The organism is Shouchella patagoniensis (assembly GCF_002019705.1).
GTDB lineage: Bacteria > Bacillota > Bacilli > Bacillales > Bacillaceae_D > Shouchella > Shouchella patagoniensis.
Genome location: NZ_KV917377.1, coordinates 1,482,695 through 1,496,583 on the forward strand (window position 1 = coordinate 1,482,695; position 13,889 = coordinate 1,496,583).

Consider the following 13,889-nt stretch of genomic DNA (forward strand, 5'->3'; position numbering starts at 1 on the left):
CCTATTAGAATAAGCACGATGTTCTATTGAACATCGTGCTTAATTTATTTTATTTCCTTCAATAGTTTATTTAGTTGTAACGTCGTAACGGATGCCTCCTTCCTAATCAAAAAACGTCTCCTTACACCATCAAAGCATTTCTCTTGAAGGACTAGTAGTTAATTCCTCCACTTTTTTTGTTATCTGCTTTAAGCTAGGGTTCCCTTCTGCTACAATCTCACCGTTCAAAACTAACAGTGGATAAAAATACTCATCATTTAAAATTGCTTCGGCATACAGCCTTTCTTCTTCTGAGTTTGGGTGTTCAATATCCACATAATGAAATTCAAGCGCTTCATCAGGGAACTTTCTTAATAAGGCAGCCTCTAACCATTCCTTTGTCTCAAGTGCGCTTGGCAGATGGACGCAAGATGCACATTTTTGTTCTGCTCCATATACTGTCAATCGAATTGCAATCATAAAGCGCCTCCTTTTATATGTCTTTCTAGCGTACATGAGCTTGCTTCAAAAGTGCAACTTAAAAATTAAATACGCAGATGCATGGATTTTTTTATGCTCGCCTATTATAATGAGTATAAGAAAGAAAGGAGTGATTCCTGATGGAAACAAGCACAGATATGATGGAGCAAGTACAAGAAGTCTTGGATAAGCTTCGTCCGTTTTTACTACGTGATGGTGGAGACGTTGAACTTGTTGATGTGGAAGACGGAATTGTAAAAGTACGCCTATTAGGCGCTTGCGGTTCTTGCCCAAGCTCTACAATTACGTTGAAAGCCGGTATCGAGCGTGCGCTTTTGGAAGAAGTTCCTGGCGTAACGGAGATCGAGCAAGTATTTTAATAAAAGCATTCACCAGCAGCAAAGGCCATGCCTTTGCTGCTTTTTTCTTCTAATGAAACAATCGTATATAAAAAACCATAAGGCAGTAAAAAGGCCCTATGGTATCTCATATTACAACACATATTGCTTATACACTTGTTCAGCATCTTCATAGGAAGCAAATACAGCATCATCATCCTCCAATGTATGATAATAATCATACACAACTACGCTTGCTCCAAGAGCATCTACCGATATATACCCTTCTTGAATCGTGGCGACAGTTGGCGTATGGGGATTGCTGTAAATAATATAGACGGTTTGACCATCCGCTAACTCACTTATTTGTAGCATCCTATCTCCTCCTTTATGGGAGTAGTATGAACGCAAGTTTTGCCTTCTATGCTTGAATAACCGATACTGCTGCTCCATTTAATGCTGGTTTTAACACTACAACCTCATTACCAGGAAATGCCTCCTGTAAGCGACGCGCGAAAGATCCTCCTTTTTGTTTTTCCGTATAACAGAGAATGATTGGTCCTGCGCCACTTAATGCCGCCCCATAAACATCTACATCGGCCTTTGCAAATTCACATATTTTTGTCATATGGGGAATTAATTCTTGTCGATAAGGCTGATGAAACAAATCCTCCATCATCATCTTTCCAGCAAGCTCCCAATTATTTGTTACTAGGGCTCCTGCCATAACATTTGCAATTGCACTTGCACGAACGGCTTCGGTAAAAGCAATTTTTTCAGGTAACACACCACGAGCTTTTTTTGTCGCAAGAGTACGCCCTGGAATAAATGCTACAAGTTCAACTTCAGGTGCTTCCACATGTAAGATGTCAGTCGCATCTGCTCGATGCGCACCAATTACTAGTCCACCATAAATTGAAGCAGCTACATTATCTGGATGTCCTTCAAACATTGTTGCAAGCCGGGCTTTTTTTTTCTTAGATACTGGGTTAGTTGAGAAATTACAAGTAAGCTCAATACCAGCAACTGTCGCCGCCGCACTAGACCCAAATCCCTTTGAAAGAGGAATGCCATTATCCATCGTAACTTTGCATGGAGGCAAATCAACACCTAATTGATTTGCTGCAAACATTGCAGCCTCCGTAATTAAATTACTAGAGCCAATCTTTTCTAAGCCTGGCGACTGACACTCAAACAACCAATTGGAAGCTTGCTCCACGTCAAGGTGCAAGTAACGGTCTATTGCTAAGCCAATTGAATCAAATCCTGGTCCTAAGTTTGCTGTACTTGCGGGTACTGTAATGGAAAACATCATGATACCTCTGCTTTCTCTTTTAGCAAGTATGCTGCTAAAGCTTCTTTTGTATCGTCAATGGAAATTGTTTCTACTTGCGAAACATCCATCGCCGTTGTTGGATCTTTTAGTCCATTTCCTGTTAATACCGCAACAACTTTTGCGCCTTTCTTAATTTTACCTACTTCCACATGTTTTTTTACGCCAGCTAGTGAAGCACAAGAACCCGGCTCTGCAAAAATTCCTTCTTTAAGAGCGATTTCTCGATATGCTGCAATAATCTCTTTGTCGCTTACAGCATCAATTTCTCCTTCTGATTCATTAGCCGCTTCAACAGCTAAGTTCCAGCTTGCTGGATTACCGATGCGAATGGCTGTTGCAATTGTCTCTGGAGACTCAATCACTTTGTTTTGAACAATTGCTGCAGCTCCTTCGGCTTCGAAACCATGCATGCGCGGTAACCCCGTTTTGTATGTTTGATTATATTCTTTAAACCCCATCCAGTAAGCAGAAATATTACCAGCATTTCCAACTGGAATCGCTAAAACATCAGGAGCTTCTCCAAGTGCATCGCATACTTCAAAAGCAGCTGTTTTTTGCCCTTGCAAGCGATATGGGTTAACAGAATTAACAAGTGACACAGCTTCCGTTTCGCTTATTTCTCGTACTAAGGAAAGGGCCTTATCAAAATTGCCTTCTATTTCGATAATTTCCGCGCCATACATCGCAGCCTGAGCGACCTTCCCAAGTGCAATCTTTCCTTTTGGGACAACAACAATTGACCTTAAGCCAGCTCTTGCTCCATAGGCCGCAGCTGCAGCTGATGTATTGCCAGTCGAAGCACATATAATCGCCTCTGCCCCGTCTTCTTTCGCTTTTGCAACGGCAAGCACCATTCCTCGATCTTTAAAAGAACCGGTCGGATTTGCGCCTTCATATTTAATAAAAAGTTCAATACCCCATTCTTTTGACAATTGCTCTAACTTTATAAATGGAGTATTTCCTTCACCGAGAGTTAGTGCTGGTGTGTTTTCTGTTATTGGTAGAAACTCCGCGTACTCGTTTATTAACCCTTTCCATGCTGCCATTATGCATTACCTCCTTCAACTCGATACGAACTTGCAACTCGTTCAATTACGTCCATAGTTTCTAACTCATTTATAAGTTGTTTGTATACAGCACGACTCGTAAGATGGGTGATAATAACCACTTCTGCGAGCATTTTATTTTCCAAAGGTAATTGAATCAATTTTTCAAAGCTAACATCATGATTTGCAAAAAGAGAGGTAACCCTCGCAAATGTGCCTGTCCGATCTTCAACATGTAGTCGAATAAAAAATTGCGACTGCATTTCTTCTTCTGTTTTTAATGTGGCTGGATAAAGTGGTAAATGTTGAGCAAAACCATTCACTTTGCGCTTAACATTCTTTGTGATTGAAACAAGATCGCTTACAACAGCTGTCGCTGTAGGCAGCGATCCCGCTCCAGGGCCATAAAACATTGTCTCTCCAACAGCTTCACCATGAACAAATACAGCATTGTATTCGTTTTGGACATTAGCTAATGGATGACTAGAAGGTAAGAGCGTTGGCTCGACACTCACTTCTAAACGTCCTTCATCACGTTGGGCAATTCCAATCAACTTCATCGTGTATCCAAGCTGCTCACAAAACTCAAGATCAACCCCGGAGATACCCGAAATTCCTTTAACTGCTACATCAGCCAATTGCACAGGTGCAGAAAATCCAAGTGTCGCTAGGATCGCCATTTTTCTTGCTGCATCAAGTCCCTCCACATCTGCGGTAGGATCGGATTCTGCAAACCCTAAGCGCTGCGCTTCTTTTAGTACATCTGTATAAGCAAGTTTCTCTTTACTCATTTTCGTTAATATATAATTGGTTGTACCATTTACTATTCCCATCATTTTCGTAATGCGATCAGCTGCTAATCCTTCCGTAATCGTGCGAAGAATTGGAATACCCCCTGCGACACTTGCCTCATAATAAACATCGCATCCATGTTCTGCCGCTTGTTGAAGGAGAGAAGAACCATACTCTGCCATTAAGTCCTTATTTGCAGTCACTATATGTTTTTTATGGCTGAGCGCTTTCTCTAATAAAAGCTTTGTCTCTTCAATTCCACCCATCACTTCTATAATGATGTCTATTTCAGGATCTTCTATTACATCAGCTGGATCAGCGGTCAATTGAATACGCTCGTTCCACTCACCTCGTTCTTTTTGTAAATCTTTAACAAGCGCGCTCTTAATAGAAATAGGACCGCCTACTTGATGCTCAAGTTCATTTTGATGACGCGATACGATCTCTGCGACTCCTCTACCCACGGTTCCAAATCCTAAGAGACCGACTTGAATGACTCTTCTCTCCACGAACTCCACTCCCTAATGTCCATTTAAAAAATACATTTGTTTTCTTATAAAGGACATTATAGTGTTTATTCTCTGTTTATTCAAGCTTTCTTTTAAAGTTTTTGTCCTGGTAACCAATCTAAGGCTGGGATTGCTTGATATCTACTTAGCTTAGCTTCTTCAGCAAAGTTGCTTAAGAAATCTACATTTGATTTTTCATTATCTAAGAACGTTTGAAAATCCGTCGCTCGTTCTCGCTTTTGATTTGGTATTTGGGCGCGATAATAGTTTTCAATTGTTTCAAAATAATGAAGAGGAAAAAGCAAGCGAGAAAACATTAGTTGCCATGAATAGGGAGATAATGTTTGCAATTCTTCGTATCCACCTAGAAAAGAAAGAATTTCTTCATTACCTCTCGGATCATCTCGTTTATCTCGTACCCATTCAGCTAAGTCGCGAGCTCGATGATCGAATAAAAAAGTTGTTGGTGGTTTTACTATTTGCCCATTTTCCGATAAGCGCAACCAACTACTTTCATTAAAACGGCGATGACAAATCGTCCCTACATCTGTTGCTTCCATCGGAACATCTAAGCGGGTATCAACAGCATATTGGATTGCATTTTCGGTTAACCCCATAAAATACGGATACGTATATAAAAATGCCTCATCAGTAAGTGTTTTTGGCCCTTGTGAAAAGATAGATTGATACCAGTCTTCTAATTGTTCTAATCGAGTAGCCCAAAGAGTTGGCCATTGGCCGAGTACCGCATTGTCCCAATTTGCCTGACCTTGCTGGCCCGCTGCGTGCCAAGCATGTAGTTGTCCGCCCAAGTCCCAAGTCGATTGAATTCGTACCCCCCGATCGTCTCCCCAGTCTGGCAGCTTAAACAAGTAAACCTCCATGCCATCTATTAATGCTGATGGCTGATTGGAACGACTTGGAACAAGCTCTAGTACCGATTCATCACCAGCGGTCCGCATGTAAGTGGAAAAAGCAATCATTTGCTGTTCTTCTGATTGCAATTCGTCTTTAGGCAAGATAATATAAGCTTGATTATTTGCACGGATACATTCATACGGACCAATTGAAAAACGTTCTTCACAGTAGAGTTTGTATTGGTCGTAGAGATTACGCTCAAGCATGAATAGTCCCTCCTTACACAGAGCTGTTTTTCTAGTCTATGACCCAGTCGCATAAAATGTGTATTCTCACGTAGAATGAATAATGCAAACAGCTAAATCGCTCTATTTTGTCGAAAAATAATATGACAGAGATAAAAAAATGGAAAAATTAAATAATAAGGAGGAGTCACATGGAAAAAGATCCAGTAGAACAGAGCGCTAGGTCCCTTTTGACTGAACGAGGTCTTAGTCTTATAGACATTGCCGAGCTTGTTTATGAACTTCAAGCGAAATACCATCCAGGACTTACCATTGAAACGTGTATTCACAATGTTGATCGTGTTTTATCCAAACGCGAAGTACAGAACGCGGTTATTACGGGGATCCAATTAGATCAACTTACTGAACAACAGAAACTTTCCGAACCATTGCAAAGCATGTTAGAACGAGATGAAGGTTTATATGGAGTTGATGAAATTGTTGCTCTATCTATTGTGAATGTTTATGGATCAATCGGTTTAACAAATTTTGGTTACGTAGACAAATTAAAACCTGGGATATTAAAAAAGTTAAATGATAAATCAATCGGAGCTTGTCATACTTTTTTAGATGATATTGTAGGAGCCATTGCTGCGGCGGCTTCTAGTCGACTCGCTCACCGCAAGGCGAATGTTGAATAAGCAAAAAGCCAGCTGCTAATGCAGTTGGCTTTTTCATCACAGTTTCCAATCATCAAGCGACTTTATGCTATAGGTTGGCTGTTCCTTATAAAGAGATACATTTTTTGATACTCCTGTTTGTACGTGAATCGTATCTATGTGAGCATTCATTCCTGCACAGAGATCTGTTTCATAATTATCACCAACAAGGACGGTATCTTCCTTTTCCATTCCTAACATCTTCATTGCAGCAGTAATAATAGCTGCACCTGGTTTACCGATAAAAATCGGCTCTATTCTTGACGCATAGGCAATTGCCGCTGCTATTGCACCGTTCCCAGCAACCAATCCTTTTTCCGTTGTAATCATCCTATCTGGATTCGTTGCAATAAAAATTGATCCAGCTACAATTTGACGAGCAGCAGCACTTATTTTATTGTACGTCACATCTCGATCAAGACCAACAACAACGATGTCTGGATTGAAATCTGTTTGTTTAAATTCAGCAAGCGCTTCCTTTAATCCTCTTTCTCCAATTATTGAAATAGATGCATTAGGATGTTTGTCTTGCAAATAAATGGCTGTAGCTATACTTGATGTCATCACTTGTGATGCATGAGCGTTAATACCTAAATGGTTTAATTTAGCAGCCACCTCATCAGGTGACCTTGTGGAGTTGTTTGTTACAAATCCATAATTAATGCCTTTATTCGTTAATGAATCAATAAATCGAATTGCACTAGGAATAGGCACATCGCCATGATAAACGGTGCCATCTAAATCAAATAAATAACCAGAATAAGATTTCATATAACCACTACCTTTTTACTCATTGCCATTATGGTCGGGCATGAAAGCTGTAATCACACCTAGTTCATTTTTTAAGTAAACACGAATATTTCCCGGGAATTGTTCTAGACTAGAATAGTTTTCCTTTAATACTTGTAGCATTTCTAATCCTTGTAATGATGTATACTTATAGGCTATCGACTTCCTAAATCTTATTACAGATTTTAATTCTCTCGCATTTGTTTCATTAATAACAGCTTCATCATGCAAAATGTCAATAATATCTTCGTACCCTCCCGGATCACGCATAATAAAGCCATCAATCATTTGATTGCCAACATCAATAATAGATTCAATTATTACTGTACCTACTCGCTCGATGGCTAATTGGTCCTTAATTACATCCGTAAAAGATTCACTATTAATAAAAGAAAGCAATGACTCCATATGAGCCAATGTTTGCTCAATTTTTTGTTGGTCTACAAAATACATCGTATCTGTACCTCATTTCATCATTGAATTTATATATATGGGCATTCTAAAAATTGGAGGTGAAGATATGGCTAAAAAGAAGCCCAATGATTACTATCATGACTTTTCCAATGTCGAAGCACAACATAATTACATTTTGCCTGAAGCAACACCAGAAGGACCATACGGATCGCCAATTAATAAAGATAAACCTGTCGAAAATAAATCAACAGAATGGGAAGCTGGTCAACGAGAATACAGCGCCTTCAATTACGAAGATAAAGAACGTCATGATGACTTGTCTCGAAAATATCCAAATCATCACCCATTACATGACGAATAAAAACGGAGCGGTTGCTCCGTTTTTTACGCTTCCACAGCTTGTTTTTTTATGCGCTTTAAAACAAAATAAGCACACCCAAAATTGCAGTATTCATATAAATAGTCAGGGAGTGTGCTAATCTTTTTATCAAACGTCGATTTTTTATTTTTATCATCAAAAAAACCACGCAATCTCAATTGATTATAACCCCAATCGCCAACAATATAATCATATTTATTTAATACATCACTGTAACGAGCTTTAAATGCTTCTTCGTCCCAGCCATCTTTCTCATCTTGAAGTACTTCAAATTCTATACCGGAAATCGCAATCATTGCACACACCTCAAATCCGTTTGTTCTCCTTTTAGTTTAACATAGGACGATTACATTCGCCGTATAAAAACACGGGTAAGATGAAATTCAACCTCAAGTCAGTCATCCATAAATTGTTAGAACTAGCTTCTCCAGTTAGAGACATGCTAATAACAAGAAACAGGCAAACATTGTCTTTGTGTTCTTACAGAACTTTATGAAGTAGAAAAAAACTGGAGGAAACTGTTTATGAAGAAAGTTGCACTTACTACTCTTACCATCCTTACCTTATTATCAGCATGCAATCAATCAAGTTCTGAAGGATTGTTTGAAACCAATAATGCAAACCAAACAATGCTTGGTACCGAGTATGATTCCAATAACATGAATCGTAGTTATGGTTATGCAAGGCATACAAGTGAGGAAATGGAACGAAACAATAACCATGCGGGAGCACTTGTTTTTGATCGAGACAAATTGGCTGAAGGTATTTCAAGAATGGTCGTTGATATTCAATCTGTAAGCGAAGCCGCTGTCTTAATTACTGACAAATACGCTCTGGCTGTATACAAACAACAAGACGGACAACCAGAGAACCTTGTGGCTGATCAAGTAAAAAGAACCTTGCTTGCTTCGTTGCCAAGCTTCTATGAGGCATATGTATCAAATGATCCTTCTCACATGAAAGATATTCAACGTTTTCAGAATACAACTGCAGGTAGTCAAGATTATAAATGGTTGATTGATGAAACCATTAAAGAATTAAAACAAGATCCACAGGGAGACGTAGCAGATCAAACAGAGGATGATCAAACGGAAATATTAAATGAAAAACAAGAAAAACTACGTCAAGAAAAATAACGATCATGCTTAGGCATGATCGTTATTTGTTATACATGTTGTTCGCCTTGGACTTTCTTAGCTTCCATATTCACTTGTGCTTGATTAACTTGTTCATCCGCGTGATAAGAAGAACGGACAAGGGGCCCAGCTTCACAATGACTAAACCCTTTATCAATTGCAATTTGCTTTAATTCAGCAAATTCATCAGGGTGATAGTATTTTATCACTTTTAAATGTTTTTTAGTTGGCTGCAAATACTGACCAATCGTCATTATGTCAACGTCATGAGCACGCAGATCATCCATTGTTTCTAAAATTTCTTCTTTCGTTTCTCCCAATCCCACCATTAAACTTGACTTTGTTGGGATATCTGCATGCATTTCTTTGGCACGTTTTAAAAATTCGAGTGTCCGGTCATACTTTGCTCGCGCGCGTACTTTAGGTGTTAAACGTCGGACTGTTTCAATGTTATGATTCATAATATTAGGTCTTGCATCCATCAAAGTTTGCAAACTTCCCTCGTTACCTAACATATCAGACGGCAATACTTCAATTGTACAAAATGGATTTTTACGACGAACTGCCTTTACCGTTTCGGCAAAAACAAAGGCACCACCATCTTTTAAGTCATCTCGAGCAACAGCCGTAATGACAACATGCTTTAACCCCATTGTTTCAACTGATTCTGCTACACGTTCAGGTTCTTCTAAATCCAATTCCGTTGGCAAACCTGTTTTCACAGCACAAAAACGGCAACCCCGTGTACAAGTATCACCTAAAATCATGAATGTAGCTGTTTTTCTTACAGCCCAACATTCGTGGATATTTGGGCAGCGTGCTTCCTCACATACTGTATGTAGTTTTTTTTCGCGCATCATTTTTTTTAAACCTGTATATGACTCATTCGTATTTAGTTTAATTTTAAGCCAATCGGGTTTTCTTTGATACGTTTCTTTCTCCTCATTCTTCTCCACTAAGTTGCCACCCCTTCAATTGGGAATTTTCATTCAGTTACCATCATCCTACCACGTTTCGTCATATTTAACCAACCCTCCTTGTTGAAAAAGAGTGAAAAATGGCAAGCATTTTCAGTCATTATTTTTCGAAATTGCTACATACTAACAAAAAGCTAGAGAAAGGAGTCGTGATAAATGTCTACATTTCGACGTTTCATTTTCATCTGTGTCGTTGGTATCATCTGTCTATCATCCTTTACCCATTATGCATCAGCAGTAGAGACCGAAAAAAACCCCTTTGTAGAAAGGCTCGCTTTATATAAGAAGATGGAGACCATAACAAATGTACCTTGGCACTACTTAGCTGCTGTTGACTCGTACGAAAGAGGATTACGCAAGGCACTTCGAGACCGCCCGGATTCAAACGGTTTTATTTCAATATATTATGCACAAGAAGACTGGGTAGGTGCCCTTAATCCTAATCCAGGTGATACCAATCCTAATACAATAAGTTTATTTGAAGGAATTGGTTTAGATGGAAATGGGGATGGTAAAGCCCTGCTCTCAGATGATGAAGACGTTTTATATACATTGGCCCGCTACTTAGAATCATATGGATTTGCAGAAGAGGATTTTCGAATTGCATTATGGCATTTTTATCAACGGGAGCAAAGTGTCAATATTGTTTATGGTCATTCTTTAGTTTATAAACATTATCAAACACTAGATCTCCATCAACATGCATTTGTTATGCCCTTAAACCATAATTATAGTTATCGGAGTACATGGGGTGATCGCCGTGGCTGGGGTGGGCGCCGTATCCACGAAGGTACAGATCTTTTTGCTAATTATAACGTCCCAATCCAATCCGCATCAAACGGAATTGTCGAAACAATTGGGTGGAACCCCTATGGTGGTTGGCGTGTGGGGATAAGAGACTTGGATAATATCTACCATTATTACGCCCATTTAAACGGTTTTGAAAAGGGCATTGAAGAAGGTTCTATTATTAAAGCTGGACAAATTATTGGTTATTGTGGAAGCTCTGGCTACGGTAAACCGGGTACCCAAGGAAAGTTCCCCCCTCACCTACACTATGGTATGTACCGAGACAACGGGACAACAGAATGGTCATTTGATCCCTTCCCATCATTAAAACAATGGGAAAGGGCCGCAAGAAAAGCAAATTAATAAAGGAACGTAAAAAAGCAAGGCCAAGGCCTTGCTTTTTTCATTTACGCTGATGTTTGTTTCTTATTTAACACTTGTAAGACGAACACAACAAGTGCCAGTAAAATTAATGCTGCAATCCAAGCTATGGCAATTCCAAAGAATCCAAGTACAAGGAAAGCCATCGCAGCAATAACAGCTGTAAAAACCGCATAAGGAAGCTGTGTGATTACGTGATCCATATGATGAGAACCAGATCCTGCTGCTGACAAAATAGTTGAATCAGAAATTGGCGAAATATGGTCGCCAAATATTGAACCAGCGAGCACAGCTGCAAACATAGGGATAAGCATTGATGGATCAATGACAACAGCCATTTGACCAGCAATGGGTAATAATATTCCAAACGTACCCCATGATGTGCCAGTAGCCAAACCAGAGATGGCAGCCATTAAGAAAATCATCACTGGTAAAAACCGCGGATCAATTGATTGATCAACTAAGCCTGCTAAATACTGACCAGTTCCTAAACGGTCTATCATTTCAATCGTTGTCCAAGCGAGAATAAGAATATAAATAGCTGGTAGCATAGATGCTAAACCCGCCTTTATTGCTTTACCAAAATCAGCCATTACTGGTTTAGCAGACAATGTAACACCTACGCTCGTTACAAAGCCAATAATGCTCCCAATTAGCAACGAAAAACCAATATCCGTATACTCCATCATCGTTAGTACCGTAATGGCTTCGCCTTCACCAGCCGCACCTTGAGCACCCGTATAAAATAGAAGTGAAACGGTTGAGGCAATAAGCACCAAAATAGGCACAAATAATTGATAAATTCGACCGTTTTTCATAACAAGTTCCTCATCAAGATCCCCGACAACTGCACCTTTTGCTGGGTCTGTAAGCTGCCCATTTTCTTTTGCACGAACTTCATGTTTCTTCATTAATCCGATATCAATATTAAAGATTATAATTAAAATTAAAAACAACAACGCAATCAGCGCGTAAAAATTCATCGGTACTGTATACATAAATGCTTGAAAAGCACTATACTCAGTAATTTGGTTACTAACTAAAATTGTAGCCATAACCCCAATAATATAAGCTCCCCAACTAGATAGAGGCATTAACACACAGATTGGTGCCGACGTTGAATCAACAATATAAGCTAGTTTTGCTCGAGACACACGATAACGGTCAGTCAGTGGTCTACTCATATTCCCAACTGTTAAAGCATTAAAATAATCATCAATAAAAATAACAAGACCTAAAAAGAACGGTAAAAACAATGCCCCTTTTCTTGTCGTTATACGTTTGGCAGCCCAACGACTAAATGCTTGACCACCGCCAGAGAACGTAATTAAACTAGCTACCATGCCTAAGAATAATAAAAACAACATGATGTAGAGTTCCCAATTATTTAAAACGAAACCTGCTTCACCAATCGCCTGCAGTACGCCTGAAATAGTAGGCTCATCCAAAGTATCAAAAGATAAAAACAATGCAGCAATTGTTTGAAAAATGCCTGCTAACGCTTGTCCTACGTGTTGGTCAAAAGCGATAAATGCACCAACTAATATAGCAATCCCCAATGAAATTAATACTTTTCTTGTTAAAATCACAAGAGTTAACGCCAAAATCGGCGGTATAAGCGATATCCAACCAAAGTGTTCCAATCTAACCTCTCCTTTTAGACAACGTCTGCATACAAAAAAACAATTATGGGAAAACCCATAATTGTCCTGCACAACAAACAGTCCCATCCATAGTAGTTCTCCACAGTTTCCCGTGACAGTCCGCCATTTATTCAATGACGACCCAGCTAAAAGACAACGGACATGCCTTTTGCTTCGGCAAAAACCCCTTTTCAATCTCATCTTAGCTATCCTCGCTCCGAAATTGTACTGATTGTTTTTGCGCCTCTACCCCATCAATTAGCAGATGAGGTGTTCCTATTTAATTCATTTTTCATCATATCACATCATGTTATGCGAGACAATGACAAAATACGACATTAGTCCACGTTATTTTCTTCCTGCTCTGCTCCAATAGTCGGGTAAACAAAGCCACCTTGACCTCCATAAAATTGTGGAACTGCACCCGCGATTAAAGCCATACCTGCAGGAGCTTCAACTGAAATGGTATCCGAGGTTTCTGAAAAGGGAAGAATAACATCCATATTCACTTCAATCTCTACATACAAGGATATTTGGGTATTATTAATACCTAGTGGCTTAATCTCATCCCGCATGCCGACTTTCGCATCCCCTATTAATGCATATCTTACGGGAATACCAGGACCAACATCTGTTAAAAGCGCATTATTTAACGCTCTACCTAATGGAATTGTCGCAACAATATTGCTGTTATCACCATAGCTATTTAGTTCTCCTCGTTGAACTTCATTCATAACTTCATGTACACGATGTTGAACATTCCCCAATAACTCATTGTACTTTTGAGTATTTATATTCGTAAAAACGACCATTCCATCTTCATTTGTTTCTTTATAAAAGATATCGCTCATATCCATCTGCGAAAGTTCTTCAGTCATCGCCTGCTCAATTGTATAAGTTGCAACACGCTCCATTTCCCGATTTGCAATTTGCGATATAATTGGTCTTAACTGCGAATCCACAAACCACAGTCCTTGTATAGAAAGAACAGCAAAAAGGATAGAGGAAAGCAGAAGCACATACCGAAAAGGAAGTGGTCCTCTTCCCATTTTTGTTCCTTTGATTGGTTGTTTCCTAAAACGCTTCAAAAAACCCACCTC

At 39.3% G+C, this 13,889-nt stretch carries 17 protein-coding genes and 1 riboswitch; of the genes, 5 read left to right on the plus strand and 12 right to left on the minus strand.

The features are described from left to right. Positions 1-129: 129 nt before the first annotated feature. Positions 130-459 (minus strand): YuzD family protein, encoded by a 330-nt coding sequence (locus BK584_RS08035; RefSeq protein WP_078392128.1) that lies wholly within the window; start codon positions 457-459, stop codon positions 130-132. A 140-nt stretch (positions 460-599) separates the two neighbouring features. On the opposite strand from BK584_RS08035, the gene BK584_RS08040 reads away from it, so the two are divergent. Then, positions 600-839, plus strand: a complete 240-nt coding sequence (locus BK584_RS08040) for a NifU family protein (protein ID WP_054703678.1) — start codon at positions 600-602, stop codon at positions 837-839. A gap of 111 nt (positions 840-950) precedes the next feature. Here the strand turns inward: BK584_RS08040 and BK584_RS08045 are convergent, their stop codons facing one another. From BK584_RS08045 to yutH, 5 genes are all read right to left on the minus strand, one after another. Then, on the minus strand, positions 951-1,172 hold the full coding sequence (locus tag BK584_RS08045; protein WP_078392129.1) for a transcriptional regulator SplA domain-containing protein: 222 nt from the start codon (positions 1,170-1,172) through the stop codon (positions 951-953). 46 nt (positions 1,173-1,218) lie between these two features. Then, positions 1,219-2,109: a homoserine kinase gene (gene thrB, locus BK584_RS08050; RefSeq protein ID WP_367579287.1), complete on the minus strand. Its 891-nt coding sequence runs from the start codon at positions 2,107-2,109 to the stop codon at positions 1,219-1,221. Continuing rightward, a complete protein-coding gene (gene thrC / locus BK584_RS08055; RefSeq protein WP_078392131.1) occupies positions 2,109-3,179 on the minus strand; it encodes a threonine synthase in 1,071 nt (356 codons plus the stop codon). Before thrC ends, thrB begins: the two co-directional genes overlap by 1 nt. Beyond that, entirely contained in the window at positions 3,179-4,480 is a 1,302-nt protein-coding gene (locus BK584_RS08060; protein WP_078392132.1) for a homoserine dehydrogenase, read from the minus strand. Before BK584_RS08060 ends, thrC begins: the two co-directional genes overlap by 1 nt. Before the next feature lie 92 nt (positions 4,481-4,572). After that, positions 4,573-5,604 carry a spore coat putative kinase YutH gene (gene yutH / locus BK584_RS08065; protein WP_078392133.1) on the minus strand — a complete coding sequence of 344 codons (1,032 nt, stop codon included), beginning with the start codon at positions 5,602-5,604 and terminating at the stop codon, positions 4,573-4,575. Positions 5,605-5,774: 170 nt separating this feature from the next. On the opposite strand from yutH, the gene BK584_RS08070 reads away from it, so the two are divergent. Further along, positions 5,775-6,263, plus strand: coding sequence for a phosphatidylglycerophosphatase A family protein (locus tag BK584_RS08070; protein ID WP_078392134.1), 489 nt, complete (start codon positions 5,775-5,777; stop codon positions 6,261-6,263). A gap of 36 nt (positions 6,264-6,299) precedes the next feature. Here the strand turns inward: BK584_RS08070 and BK584_RS08075 are convergent, their stop codons facing one another. Both BK584_RS08075 and BK584_RS08080 read right to left on the minus strand, forming a co-directional pair. Beyond that, the gene (locus BK584_RS08075) at positions 6,300-7,052 is read right to left on the minus strand and encodes a TIGR01457 family HAD-type hydrolase (protein ID WP_078392135.1); all 753 of its coding nucleotides are present in this window, start codon (positions 7,050-7,052) and stop codon (positions 6,300-6,302) included. Positions 7,053-7,067: 15 nt separating this feature from the next. Further along, positions 7,068-7,523: a DUF86 domain-containing protein gene (locus tag BK584_RS08080; protein WP_078392136.1), complete on the minus strand. Its 456-nt coding sequence runs from the start codon at positions 7,521-7,523 to the stop codon at positions 7,068-7,070. Between the two features lie 67 nt (positions 7,524-7,590). Between BK584_RS08080 and BK584_RS08085 the strand changes: the two genes are divergently transcribed. Continuing rightward, a complete protein-coding gene (locus BK584_RS08085) occupies positions 7,591-7,845 on the plus strand; it encodes a hypothetical protein (protein ID WP_078392137.1) in 255 nt (84 codons plus the stop codon). A gap of 23 nt (positions 7,846-7,868) precedes the next feature. Here the strand turns inward: BK584_RS08085 and BK584_RS08090 are convergent, their stop codons facing one another. After that, positions 7,869-8,159, minus strand: a complete 291-nt coding sequence (locus tag BK584_RS08090) for a YutD family protein (protein WP_078392138.1) — start codon at positions 8,157-8,159, stop codon at positions 7,869-7,871. Positions 8,160-8,387: 228 nt separating this feature from the next. Here BK584_RS08090 and BK584_RS08095 point away from each other — a divergent pair, with 228 nt between their 5' ends. After that, on the plus strand, positions 8,388-8,999 hold the full coding sequence (locus BK584_RS08095; protein WP_078392139.1) for a YhcN/YlaJ family sporulation lipoprotein: 612 nt from the start codon (positions 8,388-8,390) through the stop codon (positions 8,997-8,999). A gap of 29 nt (positions 9,000-9,028) precedes the next feature. Here the strand turns inward: BK584_RS08095 and lipA are convergent, their stop codons facing one another. Further along, the gene (lipA, locus tag BK584_RS08100) at positions 9,029-9,955 is read right to left on the minus strand and encodes a lipoyl synthase (protein ID WP_078392140.1); all 927 of its coding nucleotides are present in this window, start codon (positions 9,953-9,955) and stop codon (positions 9,029-9,031) included. Positions 9,956-10,132: 177 nt separating this feature from the next. Between lipA and BK584_RS08105 the strand changes: the two genes are divergently transcribed. Then, complete coding sequence (locus tag BK584_RS08105) at positions 10,133-11,128, plus strand: M23 family metallopeptidase (RefSeq protein WP_078392141.1); 996 nt, start codon at positions 10,133-10,135, stop codon at positions 11,126-11,128. A 44-nt stretch (positions 11,129-11,172) separates the two neighbouring features. Here the strand turns inward: BK584_RS08105 and BK584_RS08110 are convergent, their stop codons facing one another. Both BK584_RS08110 and yunB read right to left on the minus strand, forming a co-directional pair. Continuing rightward, positions 11,173-12,789 (minus strand): Na+/H+ antiporter NhaC family protein, encoded by a 1,617-nt coding sequence (locus BK584_RS08110; RefSeq protein ID WP_078392142.1) that lies wholly within the window; start codon positions 12,787-12,789, stop codon positions 11,173-11,175. An 85-nt stretch (positions 12,790-12,874) separates the two neighbouring features. Next, positions 12,875-13,046: riboswitch (Lysine riboswitch) on the minus strand. Between the two features lie 81 nt (positions 13,047-13,127). Next, positions 13,128-13,877, minus strand: coding sequence for a sporulation protein YunB (gene yunB, locus BK584_RS08115; RefSeq protein WP_078392143.1), 750 nt, complete (start codon positions 13,875-13,877; stop codon positions 13,128-13,130). Between the last annotated feature and the right edge of the window lie 12 nt (positions 13,878-13,889).